The organism is Enterococcus sp. B2E4 (genome assembly GCF_030499455.1).
Lineage (GTDB): Bacteria > Bacillota > Bacilli > Lactobacillales > Enterococcaceae > Enterococcus_D > Enterococcus_D casseliflavus.
In genome coordinates, this window is the sequence record NZ_JAUKPK010000012.1 from 148237 (window position 1) to 173062 (window position 24826).

Annotated in this window: 26 protein-coding genes and 1 pseudogene; 22 read left to right on the forward strand and 5 right to left on the reverse strand. The window is 35.9% G+C overall.

Annotated elements, in window-relative coordinates; all coding sequences use genetic code 11:
• Window positions 1-839 precede the first annotated feature (839 nt).
• The 15 genes and pseudogenes from Q1X33_RS09905 to Q1X33_RS09975 all read left to right on the forward strand — a co-directional run bounded on the left by Q1X33_RS09905 (window position 840) and on the right by Q1X33_RS09975 (window position 10325).
• A complete protein-coding gene (locus tag Q1X33_RS09905; protein ID WP_005230519.1) occupies window positions 840-1241 on the forward strand; it encodes a hypothetical protein in 402 nt (133 codons plus the stop codon).
• The gene (locus tag Q1X33_RS09910; protein ID WP_005230521.1) at window positions 1210-1761 is read left to right on the forward strand and encodes an ATP-binding cassette domain-containing protein; all 552 of its coding nucleotides are present in this window, start codon (window positions 1210-1212) and stop codon (window positions 1759-1761) included. The genes Q1X33_RS09905 and Q1X33_RS09910 overlap by 32 nt, the downstream gene beginning before the upstream one ends.
• Before the next feature lie 17 nt (window positions 1762-1778).
• Window positions 1779-2378, forward strand: coding sequence for an ABC-2 transporter permease (locus Q1X33_RS09915; protein WP_231435919.1), 600 nt, complete (start codon window positions 1779-1781; stop codon window positions 2376-2378).
• Between the two features lie 1537 nt (window positions 2379-3915).
• Window positions 3916-4467: a hypothetical protein gene (locus Q1X33_RS09925; protein WP_005231945.1), complete on the forward strand. Its 552-nt coding sequence runs from the start codon at window positions 3916-3918 to the stop codon at window positions 4465-4467.
• A gap of 409 nt (window positions 4468-4876) precedes the next feature.
• The gene (locus Q1X33_RS09930; RefSeq protein ID WP_034869487.1) at window positions 4877-5368 is read left to right on the forward strand and encodes a helix-turn-helix domain-containing protein; all 492 of its coding nucleotides are present in this window, start codon (window positions 4877-4879) and stop codon (window positions 5366-5368) included.
• Window positions 5369-5482: 114 nt separating this feature from the next.
• Window positions 5483-5689, forward strand: a complete 207-nt coding sequence (locus Q1X33_RS09935; protein ID WP_005230526.1) for a hypothetical protein — start codon at window positions 5483-5485, stop codon at window positions 5687-5689.
• 54 nt (window positions 5690-5743) lie between these two features.
• A complete protein-coding gene (locus Q1X33_RS09940) occupies window positions 5744-5950 on the forward strand; it encodes a hypothetical protein (RefSeq protein ID WP_228077414.1) in 207 nt (68 codons plus the stop codon).
• A pseudogene (locus Q1X33_RS16670) lies at window positions 5865-6159 on the forward strand (hypothetical protein). Before Q1X33_RS09940 ends, Q1X33_RS16670 begins: the two are co-directional and overlap by 86 nt.
• Window positions 6160-6172: 13 nt before the next feature.
• Window positions 6173-6565 carry a hypothetical protein gene (locus Q1X33_RS09945; protein ID WP_034869483.1) on the forward strand — a complete coding sequence of 131 codons (393 nt, stop codon included), beginning with the start codon at window positions 6173-6175 and terminating at the stop codon, window positions 6563-6565.
• 518 nt (window positions 6566-7083) lie between these two features.
• Window positions 7084-7332 (forward strand): hypothetical protein, encoded by a 249-nt coding sequence (locus tag Q1X33_RS09950; protein ID WP_005230532.1) that lies wholly within the window; start codon window positions 7084-7086, stop codon window positions 7330-7332.
• Between the two features lie 135 nt (window positions 7333-7467).
• On the forward strand, window positions 7468-7752 hold the full coding sequence (locus tag Q1X33_RS09955) for a hypothetical protein (RefSeq protein ID WP_005230534.1): 285 nt from the start codon (window positions 7468-7470) through the stop codon (window positions 7750-7752).
• A gap of 116 nt (window positions 7753-7868) precedes the next feature.
• Entirely contained in the window at window positions 7869-8240 is a 372-nt protein-coding gene (locus Q1X33_RS09960; protein WP_005230536.1) for a hypothetical protein, read from the forward strand.
• Between the two features lie 31 nt (window positions 8241-8271).
• On the forward strand, window positions 8272-8529 hold the full coding sequence (locus tag Q1X33_RS09965; protein WP_005230538.1) for a hypothetical protein: 258 nt from the start codon (window positions 8272-8274) through the stop codon (window positions 8527-8529).
• Between the two features lie 354 nt (window positions 8530-8883).
• Window positions 8884-9234 carry a helix-turn-helix domain-containing protein gene (locus tag Q1X33_RS09970; RefSeq protein WP_034869480.1) on the forward strand — a complete coding sequence of 117 codons (351 nt, stop codon included), beginning with the start codon at window positions 8884-8886 and terminating at the stop codon, window positions 9232-9234.
• Window positions 9235-9380: 146 nt separating this feature from the next.
• Window positions 9381-10325 carry an NADP-dependent oxidoreductase gene (locus Q1X33_RS09975; protein WP_005230541.1) on the forward strand — a complete coding sequence of 315 codons (945 nt, stop codon included), beginning with the start codon at window positions 9381-9383 and terminating at the stop codon, window positions 10323-10325.
• A gap of 267 nt (window positions 10326-10592) precedes the next feature.
• On the opposite strand, the gene Q1X33_RS09980 is transcribed toward Q1X33_RS09975, so the two are convergent.
• Together Q1X33_RS09980 and Q1X33_RS09985 are read right to left on the reverse strand one after the other, a co-directional pair.
• Window positions 10593-11459 carry an aldo/keto reductase gene (locus Q1X33_RS09980; RefSeq protein WP_005230543.1) on the reverse strand — a complete coding sequence of 289 codons (867 nt, stop codon included), beginning with the start codon at window positions 11457-11459 and terminating at the stop codon, window positions 10593-10595.
• Window positions 11460-11534: 75 nt separating this feature from the next.
• Entirely contained in the window at window positions 11535-11954 is a 420-nt protein-coding gene (locus Q1X33_RS09985) for a MerR family transcriptional regulator (RefSeq protein ID WP_005230545.1), read from the reverse strand.
• 389 nt (window positions 11955-12343) lie between these two features.
• Between Q1X33_RS09985 and Q1X33_RS09990 the strand changes: the two genes are divergently transcribed.
• Window positions 12344-12796 carry a GNAT family N-acetyltransferase gene (locus tag Q1X33_RS09990; protein WP_005230546.1) on the forward strand — a complete coding sequence of 151 codons (453 nt, stop codon included), beginning with the start codon at window positions 12344-12346 and terminating at the stop codon, window positions 12794-12796.
• 130 nt (window positions 12797-12926) lie between these two features.
• Here the strand turns inward: Q1X33_RS09990 and Q1X33_RS09995 are convergent, their stop codons facing one another.
• Both Q1X33_RS09995 and Q1X33_RS10000 read right to left on the reverse strand, forming a co-directional pair.
• Window positions 12927-13085: a hypothetical protein gene (locus tag Q1X33_RS09995; RefSeq protein ID WP_008380281.1), complete on the reverse strand. Its 159-nt coding sequence runs from the start codon at window positions 13083-13085 to the stop codon at window positions 12927-12929.
• Window positions 13086-13147: 62 nt separating this feature from the next.
• A complete protein-coding gene (locus Q1X33_RS10000; protein ID WP_005230550.1) occupies window positions 13148-14755 on the reverse strand; it encodes an ABC transporter ATP-binding protein in 1608 nt (535 codons plus the stop codon).
• 95 nt (window positions 14756-14850) lie between these two features.
• On the opposite strand from Q1X33_RS10000, the gene Q1X33_RS10005 reads away from it, so the two are divergent.
• The 6 genes from Q1X33_RS10005 to Q1X33_RS10030 all read left to right on the forward strand — a co-directional run bounded on the left by Q1X33_RS10005 (window position 14851) and on the right by Q1X33_RS10030 (window position 24013).
• Window positions 14851-16119 (forward strand): radical SAM protein, encoded by a 1269-nt coding sequence (locus Q1X33_RS10005; RefSeq protein ID WP_005230552.1) that lies wholly within the window; start codon window positions 14851-14853, stop codon window positions 16117-16119.
• Between the two features lie 10 nt (window positions 16120-16129).
• The gene (locus Q1X33_RS10010) at window positions 16130-17392 is read left to right on the forward strand and encodes a radical SAM protein (RefSeq protein WP_005233213.1); all 1263 of its coding nucleotides are present in this window, start codon (window positions 16130-16132) and stop codon (window positions 17390-17392) included.
• Between the two features lie 1132 nt (window positions 17393-18524).
• Window positions 18525-19166 (forward strand): hypothetical protein, encoded by a 642-nt coding sequence (locus tag Q1X33_RS10015; RefSeq protein ID WP_005230557.1) that lies wholly within the window; start codon window positions 18525-18527, stop codon window positions 19164-19166.
• Window positions 19167-19192: 26 nt separating this feature from the next.
• Window positions 19193-20602, forward strand: coding sequence for an amino acid permease (locus tag Q1X33_RS10020; protein WP_005230559.1), 1410 nt, complete (start codon window positions 19193-19195; stop codon window positions 20600-20602).
• 29 nt (window positions 20603-20631) lie between these two features.
• On the forward strand, window positions 20632-22026 hold the full coding sequence (locus Q1X33_RS10025) for a glutamate decarboxylase (RefSeq protein WP_005233215.1): 1395 nt from the start codon (window positions 20632-20634) through the stop codon (window positions 22024-22026).
• Window positions 22027-22564: 538 nt separating this feature from the next.
• The gene (locus Q1X33_RS10030; protein WP_005230563.1) at window positions 22565-24013 is read left to right on the forward strand and encodes a helix-turn-helix domain-containing protein; all 1449 of its coding nucleotides are present in this window, start codon (window positions 22565-22567) and stop codon (window positions 24011-24013) included.
• 296 nt (window positions 24014-24309) lie between these two features.
• Here the strand turns inward: Q1X33_RS10030 and Q1X33_RS10035 are convergent, their stop codons facing one another.
• Window positions 24310-24699 (reverse strand): YxeA family protein, encoded by a 390-nt coding sequence (locus Q1X33_RS10035; RefSeq protein ID WP_005230565.1) that lies wholly within the window; start codon window positions 24697-24699, stop codon window positions 24310-24312.
• Window positions 24700-24826 lie beyond the last annotated feature (127 nt).

A 24826-nucleotide genomic window follows, 5' to 3' on the forward strand; every position in this document is an offset into this window, starting at 1 on the left:
TCTTTCATGTGCATGAAGAAACTGAATGAACAATGGAAAATACCAATAACGCCCTACAATCGGCGCTTATACTGGCTGCCTAGCTGGACAAAATGTGATTGCGGTGAGTTAGTAAAACAAGTTTATGTGAAAAAAGGGGATTTTTTCTATCCTGATGGGCTTTTTAAGTAACGCTGCGACGGTTGAGAATCTGCAATTTACGCAAAGAAAAGAAGAGTTAGGTATTTTTAAGAAGAACGAAGCAAAGGCAATCCTTGATGCCATACATGCACTATAAGATGAAGAGGATGTGATCCGCAAAACTTTTACAGATAGCGGTCATGTTGACTGGGTATCTGGAACGTATTTTGATTTTGAGATTGCAAAATTAACGTTTGAATAATTACTGAAGGAATGGTCAAAACCAATTAGAGGAGGAACAACAATGGATGATTTATTTCTAAATAAGGAACACTTTTCTGGGCGCCATTTTTGGAGTTAGTAAAGAGTCTTATATAGGATTGAATAGTTTGATTAAGTCGGATAATCACTTAGTAAATATTCTAATAACCAAGGTCAATCCTTTTGAAATTATCAGTATAATCATACTCGCATATCTGTTTACAAAAAAATAGAAGGAAGTAAAAAAGATTTTACACTTATTATTTCTATATGGTATATCCTGGATTTGCTTATTCTTTACTTTTTTTCTAACTAAGAGGGGTTACTTTTCTGATGTTCCAAGATTACAAGAAAGAAATGCAAAATTAATGTGTTATTTTTTTTAACTTACTTTATTATTGTTATTATTAGTTTGATGTTCATAAACTTAGATCGGCCAGAAGTAGTAATGGGCGAAAATGATTTTTACTTTTTCACAAAAGTTTTTTTCAATAATTTCATTTTTTTTTATATTATGTAGCGGATGTGTTCTAAATAAGTATGTTACCTATGTTGTAATAATATCTAATGCTTATCTTCTAGGCATTAATACGCCGCTAATTATTATGTTACAAATGGGTGCAGTATCCGTTCTACTTCATGGAGGGATCGAGTTTTTTGGTTTTTTCTTGGGTGCACTTATTGGTTTGAAAAGTATTGAATATCATGTGGCAAACGTCAAAAATACAAAATTAATTTTATTATTAGGAATTATCGCTATTTTTCTAGGTGCATTGGTAGAAGCATATATCACCGCTATTTTTAATGATTTAAATAAGGAGAATTACTATGCAGGAAATTTTGAAAGTAACAGATGTTAATTTTGAGAGGAGCGACTTTAGTCTCAACAACATAAGTTTTAAACTCTACAGTGGGGATATTGTTGGTTTGATAGGTGAAAATGGTGCAGGGAAAACAACTTTATTTAACGTAATATTTAAAAATTTAGAGCCGTCCAATGGAGAAATATCTTTTTGGGGCGATCAGCACACAAAAACAGACAAATCAGAAATGGCCATTATTCTAGACAAAAATCATTTCAACGCATCATTTACAGCTATTGATATAAACTCTATTTTTAGCAAAGTTTTTAACAACTGGAACAAGGAGCTATTTTTTTCATACATAAAGGAATTCGACTTACCAAAAGATAAAAAAATTAACGATTATTCACATGGTATGAAAGTGAAATTAAATTTTGCCTATGCTTTTTTTCGAAAGCCCAAATTGTTGTTGCTGGATGAGGCAACTAATGGATTGGATCCCGTATTTAGAGATACATTACTATCTTATATATCAGATTTTTCAAAGGAAACTGGATGTGCTGTGTTTATTCCTTAAGGAATAAGATTAAAATAATGTATGTTATCTCTTTTTTGATCATATACTTTACTGCTGTTTTGATATTTAAAGAAACTGGGCTTATAATAGCTAATATTATTAGTATATTTTTTTCTGTATCGATTGTACTACCATTATTCACAGATGATCATAAAGACGATTGGTACTATTTTTCTACTACTTTGCCTATTAGACATACGGATATAGTCCTATCAAGATATACTGTTATGGGAGTTGTTCTAGCAACTATTTCACTATTCAATTTGATTGTAGATTCTATATTTTTACTTTTTTACAACCAATACTCAATTTTGGTATACTTAAGTGTTATAGGATTATCAATAGCTATTAGTGTAATATACACTTCCCTTTTAATACCAGCGGTTTATTTAGCTGGAATAAACGGAAGCTCAATCGTTTTTCTGATACTGATTGTTATATTCATGTTAGTTCAAAACTTATTGAAAACTTCTATGATAAATGAAATATTTAAATTATCAAATTACATTCTCTTTTTCTGCTTGTTCTTAGTTTGTTTATTGTTTTTGCTTATATGGATATACCTATCTTTTAGAATTACAAAAAAGATGGTTAACCAATGTCCAAATACAGATTAAAGGAGCTTTAACATGTACGATGTAAAGTCAAAAAAATTTTATTGTAACAGATGTAAGAAAGAAATAAGTACTTATGAAACATGTTGGACTAAATGGCAATTTCCTCCCAAAATCAATAGCGCTCAAGAAAAATCCCTCAAGGCTTTAGAGAATCAAAATGCATCTATCTTATGTTTAAAGTGCGCCAACAATATTTTCTCTGAACCGTTTTAAAAAGTTGATGTATTTATACTTCCCGTTATTAGTTACCAAATAAGATGTATTTCAGGATAAAAAAGGTGTCAGAAACTTAATAGTTTTTGATCCTTTTTTGATCCCTCGTTTAAGGGGGCACTGGAACATCCGTACAGAAAATAGCGGTAGTTTTTGGGAATGATTAATTAGAATCATTTTGACAATGACTTTTTGAAACTATAAAACATTGTTATAATAAGATTTTATAACTTATTTTACTGATTGCCAAAAACTAATGTTCCAGTGGCCCTTATAGAGACAAATTTATAACAAGAAAAGTCTATTCTGAAAAACACTATATAATAAATATATACACGTTATAGTGTTTTATCACGAAGGGATGATTCATATGGTTTTTGAGCGGAAATGTTACGGTGACCAAGGGAAAGTACCTGTTACACCGTATAATCAACGATGGTATTGGCCACCTGATTGGATAGAATGCGATTGTGGTGATCTAGAAAAAATTACGGTAAGGAAAGGAAATTCTTTTTACTCAAATGGACATTATCTATGCAAAACTTGTGACCGAGAGTATCGAAAAATTGATGGTACTAATCGATTTGTTTTAGTGAGAGATAAGGTAAATTAAAAAATTTATTAATCCATGTATTCTTAGAGCATTGCTAATAGTGCAGTGTTTTTTTTATGAAGATGATGCAACTACTTTATAAAATTTACCTAATAATGTATTTCCCTTCTATATCAGTAATCGTTTACAGTATTGTTTTATTACATCTTCAAACTGTTATCTAGACTAAGACATGTTTTTTTTATATAATCAAGATAATTAATTACTTGAGGGGTTTAATAATGAAAAAGAACTATCAAAAATTATTTTTGTCAGTGTAATAATGGTCTCAACTTTGTTGATAATCAGATTCCAAAAAAAGAAGTTAGCTACCTTCCAGTTCATTATTTTACAGAAGTTATTACAGATAATAAACAAGAACTAATTGATAGATCGAATATAAACAAAGTCTCAATTGCTGATAAACAATTAATTGTAGAACTGAAAAATGAATTGAACAACTATGATGAAGTATCATATTTACTCGATGGAAATGATGATGAACTAACGTTGTCACTTTATATTAATCAAAATAATAATAGAAGTAATAATTCTCAGAGTCACAGTAAATCAACCTTAGTTTTTCCATTAACTAACAACATTGAATCTGGTATCAATATAGTGAATATATAAGCTAATAATTAATAAGAGAGCTGAATCGATTCGAAAAGAGTAACAAGGATGATTTTGAATTTTAAATTATTAGATTAGGTGAGTGAGGAATATAATATAATGATTATTTATATAGTATGTTATTGGGTGTTACTCATTGCTTGTGGTGTACTAATTAGACAAAATGAAAAAGGAAATAAACAAATTTACCAAAAAATTGCAAATGAGTTTGGCTCAATGTCTTTAAAAGAGGCTGAAGGATTGTTAAAAAAACAAACCAATTATTTTTTTAAAGAAAATCCTAAAACTGGTTTTTTCTTGCGTCACCTAGCGTATTTTTTTCAACTCATATTCATACTCCTATATTTTTTTACGCCATTCTTATCAATGGTGTACTGGTTAAGTGTCCTTTTTATTTTTTTTCAGTTAACTCTTATAGCGGATATTATAGCTATTTTATATGTAAAAAAAGTATATTCGAAGAACGAAATTGAATTGTTTTGGAAAGAATATTTAGACAATCATCCTACAAACTTATTGAAAGTAGCGTTAGATAATGGATATTACACACCTAAGTCAAATGTCCTATTAATTAATCGTTCTATATTGTTACTTGTTTTTTCAGCTACTGTAGCGTTAATCCAATTCTTCTATCACAACTTTGGTGTATGAGAAAATGACTTAGGTTTTTTTAGGGTGTTTATAATGCTGGTGTATGTATAGAATCATATAGTATACATTGAAGCGAAAAAGCACTTTGGTTTCTTCTAATAAGAATGATAGATAGAAAATCTTCTATTAACAAATTTTCTTGAGAAATGAGGGAGGGCAATAACCGGGAAGTTTTTGCTCCTCCTTTAATTATTTACAGATGCTTATAATTTCTGGTTTGACATTGTTTAGAAGATATTAGAATGCACAGCAACTATTGTTGTAAGGAAGGATTCGGTAGTATGTTTCAGGCAAATCGCCAGAAATAGCCATGAAATCCCCTCTATTCTACTCTCTTTTTCAAGAATTCCTGTTAAATGATAGGTTTTATGTCAAAATGAAGGGTAGAAATGGATGAGGAGTGGTTGGAATGAAAGAAACGATATTAGCAATGAAGCTGAAAGAATATAGAGAAAAAAACAAGCTGACGCAAAGTATGCTAGCAGAATTATTAGAAGTAAGTGACAAGACGATCTCAAAATGGGAATTAGGTGCTACGTACCCTAGCAAAAAAAATATGATCAAAATAGCCGAAGAATTGGATATCTCATTAGAAACATTACTTTTGGAAGAAACTAAGAAAGACAATGAGGATTTAAAAGTAAGTATCAAGTATGGGGTGATCAGTTTTTGCTTGATCTTTTTTGTCACGATGATCATAACTTCGTTCAATCAAGACTTCAGCACGATTATGAATCTTTCTATTCAAGAAAAATTTGGTGTATTGTTAACCACCGCTTTAAAACTATTGAGTATCTCTGTGCCGCCAGCGATTATCATTGGCTCCGTGTTTTATTTTTATATCTTCCCTAAAAATAAAAAAGAGAACGAACCATTTCCTCGATTTCGACGGAAATGGTAGATTAGATTATAGGAATCAAGTCATGGACAGAAAAACAGCATTTTAGATAAAAAAGAGTACTTCAGTCTGGCTGGTGTGAAAAGCGCATAAATTTTACAAGAAGGAGAGAGCAGGATGGGACTATTTGGTAAAAAGAAAGAAGTCAGAAATTTAACGAAGGAAGAAGAAGCAGAAATCAAAGAAGAAATGGCACGACAAATGCTTTCAAAAAACGAAAATGATATTGGCATGGTCAAGAAAATCAAAGATCTGACAAACATGAGCACAGGACAAGCGAAAGAGCTATTCCTGAAATTCAGGGATGAGTTAACCGAGAGATAGCGGATAGGGAATCAGCCAACAACAGTCTTTCAAATGGGAGCCAGATTCGCTTCATTGACAGCTTATGCGGTTGAAAAGGATGTTGTAATCTGGTCAGTTAGTTTTATAAAACTCGGTTACGCCGTAGCAATTCTATTACAATCAAGATTTTTATCTTCTACTGGAGGGCATAACGATGTCGAAAGAGTTAAAAAAGGTTTACAGTATTACGGTTATTCAGGTAGTGATTTACGTGATCGCATTCGCCATGGCTTTTCTTAATCGTGGGGTCTCACCGAACTGGCCCTTCTACTTGGTCCTAGTAGGAATATTAGTAGGATTTTTTCTCCCCAAAAAATATCGCTCACAATTTTCTTCGACTGCTCCGGGTATTTTTTTTTAAGAACCGTACGAGACGTACAGAAAATATAATCGAACTGACCGTCACTTGTTTCGTCATTTTTCTGGTTATTTATTTAAATCTTGTCTAGAGGGGGTGTGACCATGAATACTATCAAAAAGAAGCGACGGTTAGGATTGGTGGGTCTTTATTTACTTTTAGCTATACTGTCCTCACTTATACGACAAGTGAAGTACTATGGCATAACGGCGGTACTTATGATCATTCTCACTTTCCTCGTACTGGTCATTTTATGGGCGTCTTTGCTTCGTCACAACGTTATTCGTGTCACTTGGACAAGTATGACTTATGAACCAAATCTTCATAAAAGTGAACGGGTGTTTTTGTTTAGCCTCGTTACTTTAGTAGCGCCGGTTCTTAGATTTCATGACCTGACTGTCTATGACCTAATCGTTTCTGTTGTAGCTATATTGGTAGGGATAGTTGGTTTTGTAATAAATGAGCATCGATTAAATCGGAAAAAACAGAAAGGATAAAGAGAATTTTTGTGGTGGGTTAAAAAGATAAATTTACTGACTCCTTTCTCATTGCTTAAAGAATTATAATCAACTATTTATAGTTCAAAATATATGTTAAGAAAATAAAAATCAAGCATAGAGAAGAATTTCTCTGTCCTAATTCCTAGTATGATACATTGCTAACAGTATCATATTTTCTTTTATAGAGTGGAAAGGCTTACCCCGTCTTGATTAAATCAAGGATACCTCTTCATTAGGCAATTATAGTAAATATATAGTAGAGCTAGCGTGCCTGATAAAACAAATCATCTCATTCCTCTCTAAAATCCAGCTTTAAACAATTCTGTCAGTATACCAGTTGGTTCTTATGGACTGTTAATTAGTAATGATGATACAACGACAAACTGACTGTTTTCGTCGTTTTAAATAATTCTTTAAAATGAAAGCGTAAAAATAATTTAAACTTCTTTTTTGAGTGGTCGGCATATATAATAAGAACATACAGTAAGAAAGTGTATGCTGAAAAGAGGACTCTTATGAAAAAATTTGCAATTGGCTGTTTTGGGATCAGCCTTTTTATGACGATCGTTGGCCTTTTTTTACAGACGATTTTGATCCCTATTCAAGATTTTGACACAATCAGCAAAGAAGAACTTAAGAATATCCAACTTGATCTTGCTATTAATTATCCATTAGGAACTGGTATGCTCTATATCGGGCTTCCTTTGTTAGTATGCTCGAGTGGTTATTTGGTTTTTTGTTATTTTAGAGATAGGAAGAACTGAAGCTTATCTTGAAAAAAATGCTTAAGAGGAACGCAATATAATATGATGTATGTTTGTATTTAAATGAAAAGGTAATTATTGTTTGTTTGGATCTGTAATGTTTGAGGAAATACTAACTAATTAAGGAAGTGCTTTATGAAAATAAATGATGTTTTGCATAGACGCCAGTATACGATTAATTTATCTTCTAATACTCCACCGCTTGATTTAGCTTCTTTAAGTAATATGGGGGTCTGGAGTAATCCAAAAGAGAAACATTATATATTGATTTTGACACACAATGACGATCCCATTAACGATTCTTCTATGTTTGAGAAAATTTTTAAGGAGCGTACTGGATTACAGTCAAAAGATTTTATATATGAAGCAAAACATGGACCGATGACCCTACAACGTGCTGTTGATTCGACTTGGTTTTGAAAATATAGAGTTTTTTGAATAGATGCAATAGCACAATGCATGAAATCATGGTATTGAGATTATTTTGAAGGAATTGAAAATAATGAATTTTTTTAGGGAAGCAGGTCTGAATAGCTATGAACAATCACGAAAAGAATCGAAAACAACATTCAATTAGCAATCTATCTAGTAATTCCTTTAACGTAATGAATACAAAATCTGATCCTTCACAAACTGGATCACCAATACCTTTTCAAAATGGCGACTTTTCATCAGTTGATCGAAACATTCATTCTTCAAAAACAGTCGCTGAAATGCTTTGTTTCTATTTAGCAGGTAGTATTATTGCGGCAATTGGGTGTTATTTGTATATTAAGCTGCCCTTATTTGCTAATTTACTGGAGAATACGATTTTATCTTTTGCTATTACTTTTGGGATTATCATCCTAAGCTTTGTTTTGTCTCATTTTATAACGAAAGTACTTACTGCTCATATCAGAAATAAATGACCAATATGAAATGAATTGTGAGGATAAATAGATGTATTCAAATTACCAGAAGCTGCCGCACTATTTAAAAAAGTGGTATGCATTATTTTATATTTTACCATTGATGCTTCTCTTATTTGTTAATGCCCTGACAGCTTGGTTATCTTTTCCCATAAACATAGGAATTCTATTGATTCTTTATGGAGTAAGTTGTTTGATTGCTACCAAGGCGTCTCAAGGTAAAAAAGAATGGTTTGTTCTAGATGGCATCACTTTTGGGATTGCCTTGATCACTCTTTCTATCATTTAATTGAAATAAAGAGGTAGCCTTTGATGCAGAGATAATAGTGGAGAACCGATTATTGCGCATGTCGTCTCTTCTTTCGTTGTGATGGCAGCAGCCATCTTGATCTAAAAATTACTGTGCAGTGGCTGTCTATAAGCGTAAAGGAATTGAGGATGGCTTGGTTGTTCGCCTAGAAGCTCTAAAATTAGGTTGATTGAAGCCGATTTGAGAGTTCAGATAAGCGTTACGGGCTTGCTATTTTTTGCAGTCGTTATATACTGATGTCTATACTTCATGGTTTCGTATGTCGTCATCATTTCGGTAGTATTGCTGATATGAAAGACCGCAGCAAAAGTGAGCGAATAGGAGGAAGTAGTGATGCAGCAAACAGAAGAAACTGAATTATTTGTAGAATGCCCAGTGGCTAGCGTCCAGAAGGTCGTACGCGGCAAGTGGTCCATGGTCATCTTGTCCTTTTTACGGCACAAAACGCTTCGTTTCGGTGCGCTTAGTCGTAAAATGCCCATGGTGACCCAAGCAAATTTGACAAAGGAATTGCGCATGCTTGAAAGCTATGGCCTCATTCATCGTGAAGACTATCCGCAAGTGCCGCCAAAAGTTGAATACTCACTGACCGAAATGGGACATAAATTCATGCCAGTTTTGGATGCCTTAGAAACATTTGCTTCTACCTATGAGTCAGAAAACGAAAAAGTAGTCAATCCTTGAAGCGTTCAAGGATTTTTTTTTGTACCTGAAATCCGTATGATTACACAAATCTATTGAAAACGATAGTACCTATCAAAAAATATGGTACTTTTTATTATTGAGGTAATAGGTCATAATGAAATCATCTTAAGAAAGAAGGGTTTTTTATGAAAAAAATGATACTGAATCAATATGGCTCTGTAGATGTGATGCAAATTGTTGAAACTGCTATCCCTGAGCCAGCTGCTAAACAAATTGTGATCAAAACCGCAGCGATCGGCGTGAATGATCCTGATATTGTTATTCGTGCGAATGGACCATTTCCAACGATGCCAAAAGAATTGAAACCTGTGCTTCCACACTCTTTGGGACAAGACTTTTCTGGTATCGTAACAGCTGTCGGAGATGATGTGACCCGCTTTTCAGTAGGTGATCATGTGGTTGGGATGGCGTTTATGAGTACATATTCTGAATACATTTTGTTAGACGAGTCAGCAGTTGTTGCTGCTGTACCGAAGGAGCTGGACTTGGTGCCGTTAGGTGGATTTTTCCTTGGCGTAGCCACAGCTTATGGTGCAACCATTCGTGATGGTCAAGCAAAAGATGGACAAAAAGTACTGATTCATGGCGGTGCTGGCGGTGTCGGGTCTAAAGCTGTTCAGCTGGCAAAACATGCCGGAGCGTATGTCATAGCAACAGGCAGCGCTGAACAAGCTGACTATATGAAGGCACTAGGTGCGGATGAAACGATCGATTATCAGACAGAAGATTTCACAAAATTGGTTTCTGATGTCGATTTAGTGGTCAACTTGACTGGTCCTAAAACATTGGAGAACAGTTATCAAGTAATCAAAAAAGGTGGACGCGTCACTTCTGTTAATGCGCCAATCAACCAAGAAGAAACGGAGCGTAGAGGAATTACTGGTATGTATTCTATGGGGTTCATGACTGTTGAAGAGCTGGAAAAAGTCATTGATCTTTATGCGCAAGGAAAACTTGATGTCCTTGTAGACAAGACATATCCCTTTGAATTAGAAGCAATCAAGCAAGCTCACCTTGATTTCCAAGCAGGCGGAAATACTGGCAAAAAGATCATTGTCTTTGATAAATAGGGAGTAGTAAATAGAAATCGTACAATAGAGATTTTAAGAGCGAGCGTAACAGAACGCTGTCCGTTGTTTAGCTACAAGCCCAGTGCTCCAGAGAAATGAGTTTAATCGATGGATTCTTCAGTTACTTGATCAAGGCAGAATCTCCAAAGAGTTTTGTGAGAATTACAATGAAAAGAGACAAGATACGACTCAGTAAGGACCAATACAAGTCCGCTTCCTTTCGAAACGGAAGCGGACTTGTATTGGTTTCCTTCAATAAAAACCCTATTAGTTTTCAGTATCTAACATCCGCACCATAAACCATTCCACTTGTTGCGGTGCATCGTGGTCAAAGAATGCGGACTCTTTTTTATCTAAAGCGGCTATTTTTTCAATGTCTTTCTGGGAAAGCTCAAAGTCAAAAATAGCAATGTTTTCAGCCATCCGTTCTGGACGAACTGTTTTTGCTAAAGCGACGATCCCTCTTTGCATCAACCAGCGAAGGACAACTTGGCCAACCGTTTTGCCATATTGCGTGCCAATTTCTGCTAATGTCGGATTGGTAAATAGGTCATGACGTCCTTCTGCAAAAGGTGCCCAAGCTTCCACTTGGACGTCATATTTTTCATGCCATTCCTGATCTTCCACTCGTTGATTCCAAGGGTTCACTTCGATTTGATTGATTTGAGGTTTCACCTCATTCAAGCCGACAAACTCGATCATCTTAGCTGATTTGAAATTTGAAACGCCAATTGCACGTAATTTCCCTGTTTTTTGAGCAGCAACCATTGAGCGCCAAGCACCATAAATATCTCCATATGGTTGGTGAATAAGGTAGAGATCAAGATAAGTTAATCCCATTGTTTCAAGCGAATGTTCAATCGTTTCTTTCGCTTTATCTTCGGAAGCTTGGAGAATAAATAATTTAGAGGTAACAAAAAGTTCTTCTCGAGTGACTAGACCTTCAGTGATGGCGCGCTTGATTCCCTCGCCTGTTTCTGTTTCATTTCCATAAATAGAAGCAGTGTCGATCAGTCGATACCCAGCTTTGATTGCTTGGTAAACAGCTTCTGCTGTTTCTTCCAAAGGAATTTGATAAACGCCAAATCCTAGTTGCGGCATGGTGACACCATTATTGAGTGTGATTGTTTGCATAATGTTTCCTCCTCTAATTTTCATTGCATGTTCTATCCTAAACCTTGGAGTTAAGTCCATAGCAAGTGAAAGATGTTACTTTTTTCGTTCCCATAATTTTTCCACTTTATCAGGGGTCATATTTCCTGCTTTAAATTTTGCGATATGCTCATCATACGTTTCTATCTTATAAATAAGTAGGTCTCTTACTTCCTGCATTGCTGCTAACTTTTTCTCTAATTCTTCGAGTTGATCGGCTAAAATCTGTTTCTGAGCTTTTTCGACATTTTGACTTTCACGTACTTGTGCCAATTGAGCAAATTCAATTAGCGATTCGATCGACAATCCTGCATTTCGTAAATGTTTTGCTAAATAGATCCAGTTTAGATCATTTGTTGTGTACACCCGATAGCCACTCTCATTGCGTTGGACAGGTGGAATCACACCGACTCGTTCATAATAGCGCAATGTGTCTACGCTCAAATCAAACATTTCCGCTGCTTTTTTTATATTCATCGTTGGTTCTCCTTATCTTTTCTATAAGTAATCATAAACCCTGAAGTGGACTCTAGGGCAAGTGGTTTAAAATCGTTTATTGAAAAGAATATATTTTGTTCGTTATGGCGACTATTCGGGAAGAAAAAGCTACAAGCATTTTTATTTCAACAGAATGATTTGAGAAATCATCAGTATTGAAAGCTCCTTTCTTAGTGTGTTTCAAAGCAAGTCATACTCTCTTAGAATTGATTGTTTCGTTATCTATTTGAGCGAGGCAGTTTTCATCCATAGATTTTAAATAAATCCATCTCATGTTATGATGATGTTGAAAATTCTTAACTTGGATCAATGAAACAGCGATTCTTGTTATGAAAAACGAAAATAAGCTGATGAGAGTGTGACTATCCATGAATATAAAAGAAGTAAGTAGTATGAATCAAAAGTTAGAGCAACAATTAATTGAAGTATGGGAGAGTTCTGTTAAGGCGACGCACACCTTTTTGTCAGAGACCGAAATCCAAGCCATTAAGCAATACATTCCAGAGGCATTGCATCATGTGCCACATTTGATTATCGTAGAAAGTGAAAATGGAGAGCCAGCTGGCTTCATGGGGATCTCGGATCGAAATCTTGAAATGCTTTTTATAGCAAATGAACAAAGAGGCAAGGGACTAGGAAGAAAACTCTTGGCATACGGGATGGAAAACTATTCTGTAAATGAACTGGGAGTAAATGAACAGAATCCTCAGGCGAAAGGATTTTATGAGCATATGGGATTTGAGGTATACAAAAGAAGCGAGTTAGACGAACAAGGAAACCCTTATCCAATTCTTTATATGAAGAAAGTTGATAACAAGTAGCTGTTAAAAATTATTTGCGTTTGCGGGAAATATGTAAGAAGGAGTCGAGACATATATAGCTAGTCACGACCCCTTCTTTGATTGCTATTATCCTTATTAATAAGTAAAGTAAGGATCAAATGATTTTCTCTTAACTAGCTTTCTCTTCTTTTTTTATCTCTTCTTTTTTCTGATTTGAAAATGGTGTATCAGTCTCTTCAGGTAAGATGATTGGTGGATGATGGGAATGCTGATTACTTCCACACATGGTGATGATTTGTTCTTTTGAAGCTTCAGAGATTACTTTCATTGTATACCTCTCCTTTCTTTTATATTTCCAGATGACATAAGGTAGGCCTATATCATCTAAATTCATGATTTATTTAACTGAATTAGCTCATCAAATGAACCTAGAAATTCCTGATTTGTTGAGTGAGTAACGACAATGATTATTTTATCTGTAAGTGAGCAGATTAAGTCACTGATAATCATCTCGTTTATACTGTCTAGACCAGATGTTGGTTCGTCAAAAAGAATAACATCGGAATCTTTAAAGATTGCCCGAGCAATCTCAAGCCGTCTAAGCTCGCCGCCAGAAAGAAAGTTTATCCATGTATTATCTTGCGTATCGGTTAAATCATTGTTATCAAAGCGATCATCTAATCCACTTCGTTTTAAAACATCAACGATTTTTTCAAGTTCGTATTCACTAAAAATAGAAACGTTGTAAGCAATACTCGTCTGGAAGATAGCAGTTTTTTGTTGGACAAGTGCAACTTTCTCATAAAGGGAGTCTCTAGATAGCTGATTCATCTCTTGCTGGTCAACCAATACTTGATGATCGTCGATAGGGTAAATTCCCGCTAAAATATTCAATAGTGTCGACTTCCCGCTACCGCTTGCGCCAGTGATAGCATATTTTTTTCCACGCTCAAATGTTTGAGTAAAACCATTAAAAATCAAACGATTTCCATGATGGAAATGCAGATTTTCAATCGATAAAGTAGTTATTGGTTCTGCAAGTTCAAGTGAGCGATTGGGCTCATCATCATCGGTACCATCAATGAAAGCTATAAGATCGTCCGCGACCTTCTTGCTCGCTAAAATATCTGTAACTGAAGTACTGAAATACTCTAACGGACCGGCAATCGTACTCATTAGTGTAGTCATCGCAATAAGATCGGGAATGGTGATTATTTTGGCAGCAACAAAGAAACCACCAACGATCCATGTCCCTGAATAGGCAAGATCCCCAAGTCCAAAAGAAATTGCATAAGTCAGTCCTTGTAAGGTTTCAAAAGTGATACTTTCCTTTTTTAATCGTTCACTACTGTTAGTAAAAATTTTCGTATATGTTGGAAAACCTTTGCCGACACGTAAGGTCAGGTATCCTGAGAGAAGTTGGTCAAATAAACTAAGTGTACGATCTTGCTCCAGAACAACGGACTTGCGACGATCACTAAGGATTCGCTTAGCGAAATAAGGGGCTAGCAAAGGACTAAAAGCTAAGAGCAGCATAATCAATGAAAAAGAAGTGTTTAATTTTAGTGTGAATAAAAGAGAGAATAGAAAGGTAAAAATGCTTAAAATCAGTCCAAATCCGGGCTTTAAAAATTCTAATTCAACGACTTTCATTTCATTTGCCAACTTTGAGAGATACTCGTTTTTCTCATTTTTAAGAAATAGTACCGGATTCATTCGAACGATTTTCTGCGAGAGACTCTCTCTCAGTTGATTCATTATTGATTGAACTAAGACGGATTTACTTCTTCTTGGAATAAAATCGCTCATCGTGTTCAATAAGATGTAAAAGAAGGCGAATATACCAATAAATAAAAGTCTTTTTACATCTCCTGACATAGCAACCTCGGTGATTTGTCTATACACCAAAGCAACCCCAACTTGAATGAGCGCTGCCATTGCGCATAAAATCACATGCAAAAAGAAAAGTGGTTGGTTTCTTTTTAATATTTTTTTCATTCTCTCCCTCCTATGTAAAAACTATATCACAAATTAAAAAAAAATTTAAATATTATTTTGTGAAATGTATAATTATTGAAAAAGGGGGTTAGGTGATGCGTTTTTCACGGTATGTCGATATCATTGAGAACGGTAACGAGACTATTCTTTGCAATACATTAACGCAAGAAATAGTTACTATTGATTCAAAAAAAATGAAAAGTAAAACGGAGATTTCGAGCGAAATAAGTGAAGGTGAACGAAAATATTTATTTGAAAATGGATTTATACACGGTGATTTGGAAAGTTATAAACAGAAAACAATCAATTTAAAGAGAGACTTAGTTACTATCACTATAAATATCACAGAAGATTGCAACTTTTCGTGTACTTATTGTTACCAGAATGATTTCCTTTCTAAAAATGTTATTACTGATCAGACGATAAATAATATAATGCAATACATTTTAGACATTGCTCAGCTAGGCGTTCGGAGACTATATATCTATTTTTTCGGGGGCGAGCCACTTCTTTATAAAAAAAGAATTCTCGCAATTAAAAGTAAGATTGATCAAATTGCGTCAGAGAAATCACTCTCAATTTCTTATGGTTTAGGAACAAACGCCTATCTACTCACTCCAGATTTTATAAATCATTTTGATTCTTTAATTGTCGATACTACACTAACATCTAGAAAAGATCATGATAGAAATAGATCTCTTAAGAGTGGAAGCGGAACGTATGATAAGATTTTTGAAAATCTAGCGGTAGCATCTAAGAGCGGACGTGTTAAAATCCATATTGGTTATAATACATCTGATAAAAATACAGAAGAGTTTCAGTCTTTTCTCGTTACGATCCGCCAAAGTGATATCAAAGCCCATATCAATTGCTATTACATTAATAACTATGAGTTTAATGAAAATTATTTCAATGCATTATCCTATGAAAAATATCTAAAGTGGGTATCTTCAACTGCAATTGATCACCTAATTGAAAACGGTTTCCTGGTGAATGTCTCTCCATTTTCTTCGTATCGCTTTGAGTGCGATGCGTATAATCCTTGGTCTGTAAAGTTTTTCTCTGATGGATCTATAGGGTTATGTAATGCAACAAATTTTTATGAACGTAGAATAATAAAAAGTTTTACAGAATCATCTTCTTTTGCAGAAGATGTTCAATATAGCCTTTATGACCAAAAGAGTGTTCTTCCGAAAAGCAACAATCAGTGTAATTCATGTGAATTAATTGCAGTGTGTCGAGGAAAGGTACAGTGTGATACTTCATGTAACCCCAACTATTCAATTGATAGAGAAACATTCATACGTTCTTTTGTAAAGCATACAAATCTAGGTAACAGAAAATTTTTTACCCAATTTAATTAGGAGTGATTTTATGAAATTATCGCAATATACGATTGTTGAAGAAGTGGATAATGAAATACTTTTGTACAATTCGGTATACTCTGCTATCGTTTTACTAACTCAAAGCGAGTTCCATGATCTACAGACTTTTATTAATAACGATAACTTTGAGAAAACAGAATTATTCTCTTATTTAGAAAATCAAAATATCATTGTTTCCGATGAGATTGATGAAGAAGCAAGATTAGTGTCTGTGGCAAATGAAAAACGATATAATCCTAGTCAAGTAACTTTCACAATTGCCCCTACGATGAACTGTAATTTTTCCTGTTTTTATTGTTACGAGCAAGGGTTTAGACAACATACTATGACTACTGAAACTGCTAAGAAAACAGCTGAGTTTATTCTTAAAAATGTATTACCCCATCAGTCATTGAAAGTAATTTGGTATGGAGGAGAGCCTTTGATGGGATTGAACTCTATTAAAGTTATAAGTGAAATAATAATGAAAAACGAAAAAAAATATAAAAATTTCAACGCAGAAATTGTATCCAATGGTTATTTGCTAACAGAAAAAGTTGCACAACTTTTAAAAAGTTATCACGTTAATTATGCTCAAATTACTCTGGATGGGGATCAGATAAATCATGATTCTAGAAGATGTTTAACAAATGGGAAAGGGACATTTGCAAGAATATTACAGAATATAGTTAAAACTCTAAAATATATTCCAGTAACTGTAAGAGTAAATATAGATAGGGAGAATAATCATGAAGATGTTATTCGTTTGATGAACTCGCTGGATAATTTTAATTTACTTAAGAAAGTTGGCTTTTATCTTGCGCCGGTAGAGGATTTTGATACCTACAAAACACCCACATGTTATACATCCCAAGAGTTTTCGAAAGAAGAAATAATGGTTTATAAAAGTCTTTTGGAAAGAGGGATAAATATTGTTGCCATACCACGGACAACGATTGGGTTCTGCGAAGCTATCAATCGAGATGACTATGTAATCGACCCTAATGGATTTTTATATAAATGCTGGGTTCATATTGGTAAAACGATTGGACGAGTTGGAGATATCTATACAGGAATACAATTGAACAGTGTGCATAAAACATTTACAGAGTACAAATTTTTTTCGAAAGCGAAATGTTCAAGTTGTAAAGTTCAACCTTTGTGTTTAGGAGGCTGTCCGTTAATTCGAATGAATACAGGTGAGTCGAAGTGCGTTAGCTATAAGTACAATATTGAAGAGCATATAAAAATGGCTTCGGCAAGACTAATATAATCTGGTGGAATATTTTTGCTTCAGAAGATTGATAAGGTCTTCTTAAAAAAATAGCTTAGTTAAATAAGGTTACTATGTTACATTGTGAATAGAATCTATACTTACTTATGAAAATAGAAAGCGTAACTCAATTTTCTCATTCATATTGTAATAAATGATTTCTCATATTAAAATTTTTATAAGAAAACTAAATAGTGAGCAAAGCTCACCCCAAGCAGCCTCCGAAACTGTTTTCGGGGGCTGCTTGAGGTTTGGGGGGCTTAGCTAGCTAAGTAATGATCGATCACTAAAAAAATGATCAAAACAGAATAGGCAATTTTTTCTTTTCAATCAAAAAATTTTGATCATTTTATCAAGCAGAGGATGGCACAAGTAAGTGGAAAGTAGGTAGTGGCTATTTTTTTGTTCAGGATGGGGAAGTAGATTTGTCTAGGATACGCCGGAGGATAAACGTTTTGAGGATCATTTGTTTTTGACTTACCTATGTGCCATCACTGCGGAAACCCTGTGGATGAAGGCGTCATGTACGACACCAGATACTCGGATGAGAGCTAAGGACGTTTGATTGCCGTGCCTGACACGCTTTTTCTAACCGCAAAGTCGTAGGGGCTAAAGAGCTACAGCGCTGAGACAGATGACTGCCCCGTGCGATTTTGGGTGTTTTTTGAACCCTACAAGCTGCTATTGCTACGCGTCTATTCGTCGCAAGCTTGGAAGGTCTTCTCATAAAATGCCCGTCAGCTGTCAACAGGCTGCCTTTTGCATCAGGAAGCATCAGCGTTCCAACAAATCTTTTTGATCCAGTAGTCGCCCACTCATTTTGGGCAACTTCTATCCGAGAAAACATTGCGTTAGAAGTATGTCTGTCCGTCTTTTCCAGATAAAAGTCAGCTGAAAGAGGGCTGATACTTAACAAAACGGCAGTTAGGACGACCACAAGCGCTCTCAAAAAAACTCAGTCCTTTCTTTTCAATGGTCATTGTTCTTATCTGCACTTCATGATAGCACCGAAACGCGAATTATTTTTCGCGTTTTTTTGTTTTTAAAATAAAAAATTAGGTATTCGCTTTTTTGGGTTAAATGGTATACCTGAGATGGAATAAAAATAATAAAAGAAAGGACAGGATTTACAATGAAGAAAACATCATTAGTTGCAGGTTTCGTTTTAGGTGTAGGCGTTTTGTTTACTCTAGGTGCATGCTCAACAGTGGAAGAATCAGGGGAAGTGGTCTCTGGGTCTGGAACGGAAACGTTGATCAGCGATTCGTCAGATGAAGTAGTTGTGGGAAGTGAAAAATTGAGTGATGACGGGTATTTTGAAGAAATCGTAACTAAGGGAATCGATCCGAAAATCAAAGACGTCGTTTGGTATGAAACGAATTATGAAAATGCTGGTTGGGATCACATTCGCTTTTTAGTGAATCATGTAAAAATCGTGAATGTAGAAGAATTCAAAGACAAAGACAAAGAATACAAAACATTGCTCTCACTGAAATATCAATTGTTTAATGAAGATTCGAAAGACAAAAAAATCAAACCTGACAAAGCCTATTTGGTGTTGAATGATGGCAAAAAAGTAGAAGCGGAAGTGTTTGTGGACTACTTAGATGATGAGATTTTGACCCATGACAAACATAAAGATGGCTTTATTCATTTTAAAGTGGCGCAAGAACAAAGTTTGCCAGCGATCAAAGCGGTCGAAATCGAATTTAAAGCAGATGGAGATTTGACACATACGTACCATATTGATCTATCTTCCGCTGCTGAAAAATAGTATCTAACGATAGGAGGTAAAAAAAAATGGATACTAGCAAGAAAAAACTATCATTGTTGAGTTTTTTTGCAATAACTGCTTCAATGGTGATGACGGTATATGAGTATCCAACCTTTGCGACATCGAAGATGAATTTAGTTTTTTATTTACTCGTCGGCGGTTTCCTCTGGTTTATCCCTGTAGCCCTTTGCTCTGCGGAGATGGCTACTGTAAAGGGATGGGAAAAAGGGGGACTCTATACCTGGGTCTCAAAAACATTAGGGAGAAAATGGGGCTTTGCTGCCATTTTCTTCCAATGGTTCCAAATCACGGTAGGCTTTATTACGATGATTTACTTTATTGTCGGGGCGCTTTCCTATGCCCTAAATTGGCCGGCTCTTAATACGAATGTTTGGCTGAAGCTGATTGCCACTTTAGTGATCTTTTGGCTGATCACGATCTCGCAATTTGGCGGAACAAAAAATACTGCGAAGATTGCCAAAGTAGGGTTCTTTGTGGGGATCGTCGCAACAGGGATCATTCTTTTTATCTTAGGAATTGTCTACATTGCTCAAGGGAATCCCGTCAAAGTTTCTTTTGGATCAGGCGCTTGGATTCCTGATTTCACGAAAATCAATACGCTGGTCGTTTTTGTTTCCTTTATTTTAGCCTATGCAGGGGTTGAATCTTCTGCCAGTCACGTAAAAGATATGGACAATCCTGGAAAGAATTACCCGAAAGCTATTTTGATTTTAGTTGTAGCAACGATTCTTTTGGATACGTTAGGTGGGGCAACGGTGGCTGCCACGATTCCCCAAAATCAATTGTCTCTTGATACTGGCGTGATTCAAGCCTATTCTTATTTGATCCATCATTTTGGCGGCGGAGAATGGCTGGTTCGTTTGATTGCCGTGGTCATCTGTTTAGGTGTCATTGCAGAAATTGCTGCTTGGGTGGTCGGCCCATCGACTGCGATGCTTGAAGCAGCTGAAAATGGCTTGCTGCCAAAACAAATGGCCAAAGTCAATCAACACAATGTCCCAATCAATATCGTTTTGGTACAAGGCATCATTGTTTCCATTTGGGCGGTTGTCTTGACATTAGGCGGTGGAGGCGCCAATCTATCCTTCTTCGTTGCGATGGCGTTGACGGTCTGCATCTATCTGGTGGCTTATGTCCTCTTGTTTCTTTCCTATATTAAATTAGTCAAAGAAAAAGACGACTTAACAAGAACGTATCATATTCCTGGTGGGAAAAATGTGAAAATTGGTGTTGCGATGGTTGGTTTGCTTGTTTCTATTTTTTCTTTCTTTATTTCCTTCTTTCCACCGAGCGATATCGGCACCGGAAAGGGCGGAACCTATTTAGCCATCTTGATCATCAGTTGGCTGATTATTGTCGTGATACCGTTTGTCATCTATAAATATGTAGGTGAAAAAGCAAGCGATAAAAAATAAAAAGCACAACCTATGAGGAGGAGAGCTGCATGTTATTTAGTAAAAAAAATCGAAAAGAAGCCCAATATTTGGAGCCTATCTATGGGAATGAGGCAATGGATCAAGCGATCCCTATGTACAAATTACCAAAAGAGTCCTTGGTACCGCGGGATGCCTATGAATTAGTCAAAGATCAATTGATCGATGAAGGGGTCTCAAGACAAAATTTGGCGACGTTCTGTCAAACCTACATGGAACCAGAAGCAGTCAAAATTATGAGTGAAACCCTTGATAAAAACGCCATCGATAAAACCGAGTACCCACGGACAGCAGAAATTGAAAACCGCTGTGTCAATATGATCGCTGATTTATGGCATGCCCCAGAAGCGTCCGATTTTATCGGTACATCAACGGTAGGCTCAAGTGAAGCGTGTATGTTAGGTGGATTGGCCTTAAAATTTGCTTGGCGCAATCGGGCAAAAAAACTTGGCTTAGATATCAATAAACAAAAACCAAACTTAGTGATTTCTTCTGCCTATCAAGTCGTTTGGGAAAAATTCTGTGTCTACTGGGACATTGAAATGCGAACGATCCCTATCGATGAAGAACATGGCAGCATTAATGTTGAAAAGGTCACGGACTATTTAGATGAATATACGATCGGGGTCGTTGGTATTTTAGGAATCACTTACACTGGACGATACGATGATATCAAAGCACTAGACAAGAAATTAGAGGAATACAACAAACACACCGACTACAAAGTCTACATCCACGTGGATGCGGCTAGTGGGGGATTGTACACGCCATTTATGGAACCAGAACTTGAATGGGATTTCCGTTTGAAAAACGTTCGTTCCATCAGTACGTCTGGACATAAATATGGGTTAGTCTACCCTGGTATCGGTTGGGTGCTTTGGAAAGAAAAAGATTTCTTACCAGAAGAGTTGGTCTTTAAAGTAAGTTATCTTGGCGGTGAAATGCCAACGATGGCCATCAACTTTTCAAGAAGCGCCAGCCAAATCATCGGACAATATTACACCTTTATCCGCAATGGGTTTGAAGGCTACCGCTTGATCCACAAAAAGACCAGCGATGTTGCCCAATATTTAGCAAAAGAGATTGAAAACATGGGTTACTTCGATATTTATAATGATGGTTCACGGTTGCCGATCGTCTGCTACAAATTAAAAGAAGATGCCGATATTTCTTGGAATCTGTATGATTTGACGGATGAATTTGCGATGAAAGGCTGGCAAGTCCCTACCTATCCATTACCTGATAATCTATCACATATCAATATCCAACGCTTTGTTTGCCGGGCAGATTTAAGTATGCAAATGGCAATGGATCTGGTGCAAGACATGAAAGAAGGAATCGAGCGCTTGAACAAGCGACCAAGCCGTCATGTTTCATCCGATCAAACCTATGGCTTTTCACATTAAGAAACGGTATCGCTAGAAACCCTTTCATTGTTTTTTTCAATGAATAAAAAGTCCCTTTATGAAACTTTTTTTGCAAGACTGAATGAACATTGGTTTATAGAAAAATCAAAGGCGGTTGCATCGACTGCCTTTGATTTTTTTTGTTTATAAGAACGGGTAAGCACTTGATAGTGTCATTTTTTAAGAGTAAGTAAAAAAATGGCGCTTGATAATTTCATTTATTGACATTTCTGGCTTGTGATAGTATTAATTATTATGGTCTAAATATATTTTTTTAGAGAAGCATGTTTTACATATGCAAAAAGAAAATCCGAGAACATTGTCGCGAGAAAATTCTGAGGAAAGTTCGTCTGGCAGGGCGCATTTTTGTTCGTTCGTTTTGGTTTATTTGGGGAGTAAGTGAAGGAAAAGTATGTGTAGAAAGGGCATGTTTTTACTGCATTTGTTTGTTTCATAGGAAATGTACTGCTATCTTTTTCTGTAAATTGGTTGTAACTATTCGAAAAGAATAAGGATTTACACAGGAGGAAAAACAGTCATGTATAAAGAAGACTTACTGGATAAAGACTTGAAATTGGAGTATATCTTGCTCAAATTCTTGTATTTATCGACTGGTCATATCAAAAAAAGTGATGCTTGTCGGGAATTAGATATTACGATGCCAACCTTGACGAAACTATCAGAAAATCTTCAGCAACAACTAAAAAATGAGAAGGTCTCTTTTGCAATCAACCGTTATACCCTTGATCTGCAAGTAAACGACAGCGTCTCATTGGATGATTTGACCGACACGTTATTGAAAAAATCTGTAAAATATCAAATCATCCATTATTTGTTTCAACATGCAGGCTATGATGCTTTCGTATTAGCTGATGAATTAAAAATAAGCGTCGGGACACTGAATCGTGTGATTGCAGAGTGCAATCAGCTGCTGCAGCATTTTGAATTAAAGATAAAGAACAAAAAGCTAGCGGGAACGATGACGCAACGCATTTATTTTTACTATAATTTTTTAAAAATGGGGGAAACAGCGATCGACTCTGTCTTGATCGATGACCTAGTGGCGGAGCTAGCGAAAAAAATAACCCTCTCGATTGCGCAACAAAAGCAGTTGAAGATCTGGCTATTTGTGATCATGAAAAAAGTCACGCCTCACACAACCTTGGGAAGCTTAAGTCCGGAGGAACAAATCAAAATCAATCGCTGCCAAGAAATGCCGATTTGTCGCTTTATTCGACAAGCCTATGTGTCGAAAAAAAGCATCTGTTCAGTAGACGAAGCCAAGATCGTCCCCTTCTTTATCTGTCTTTTTCTCGTTACGGTAGGAGGAATTCCTTACGAGGAGCTTCGCTTAGGGCTGTATACCAATAAAAATCCTGTCTTTGAGATTACCGATGAAGTCATGGCAGCGATCCAGTCCATTTATTGTCTTGAAGCCTCGCATACGACGATCGATATTAAAGCCAGTGTCTTCTCCTTGATCGCACAAGTCTATTACTTTCATGGGGTAAATTACTCCATTGACAGAGTCACCTTGAATTATTACCACAAGCTGTTTCACAATTCCTTGCGAGATCAAGTGATTACAGACATCCTGCAACACATCATTGCACCAACCAACTTGTTTACGCCCACGAAACTCAACTACCTCAAGAAACGTCTGGTCTTTTTAATCTATCTGTTATCACCGAAAGAGGAATATCGGGTACGGATCGGGGTCTTAAATATGGGCTCTAGTCTTTTGGCAGATGCTTCCATTTACTTGTTAAAAAATGAACTAAAAGGGAAACAAAATGTGACTATTTCTCCTTATAACAATGAGGAAGAATACGATTTGCTGATTTCAAACGCCCGTGTCCCTCAACTTGGCAACAATTATGGTCAATTTTATCAAGTGACTGCCATCGGTGCCGATTTAGATGTCAATCAGGTTTCTGCGATCGTCGATCAAATTGCTTACTCTAAGTACCATTCTTTTGTGGTGTGAGCCATTACTTGTTAGTTAAAAAGCAGTGAGTCAACGGATAGGTGATTCGCTGCTTTTTCAATTATCTGCAAAGGATGAGAAGGAAAAGGAGCTTGAATTGCTCTTATCATGGATGACGGAATGAAAACAGGGATCAGTCAAGCAGCTTTCTGCTAGATAAATGTGCCCAGTATCCTTGTATAACGTATCGCAACAGAGCAGAAGACATCAAGCGTGAAAATAATAGAAGGGATTCAAAATGCTGATTTTGGAAGGATGTAAAAAAAGACCCACATAGAGATGTGGGTCTGGCATCGTTAGTTCTGATTTTCTAATCTCTCTAGAATCTTTTTGGGAATTGCGTCTTTTTCAACGCCATTCGGGCCTTTTATTGTACGCTTTTCACTGATCACCGCTTTTACATAAGAATTTGGTGTTAAGGGTTTTGCGTTATCTTCTGATAATGAAACCTCAAGGGTTTGGGTGCTGCCATCTTCTTTTACAAAGTCTAATGTGTAATCGTAAGAATACCAGGGAGACTGGTCGCCGATGCCGCTCTTACTTTCGTGTTGGACCTTAGGCGGAATCTCAGACGGGACATACGCGTAAGCTGTTTGTCCTGAGTAGGTGGATTGATAATATTCATAGCCTTTGTATCCGACAAACCCTAAAAGTACGACTAAGATGAATCCGATTATTTTTTTCATATAAACCATCCTTATCCTCAAATATGGAGCTATTATAACAGAATGGTTCTATAGATGACCTTTCATCAGACGAACAGTTTTGCAAGGAGAAACGTTACTAGCCAGTCGTGAAAAAGCAGGGAACGCC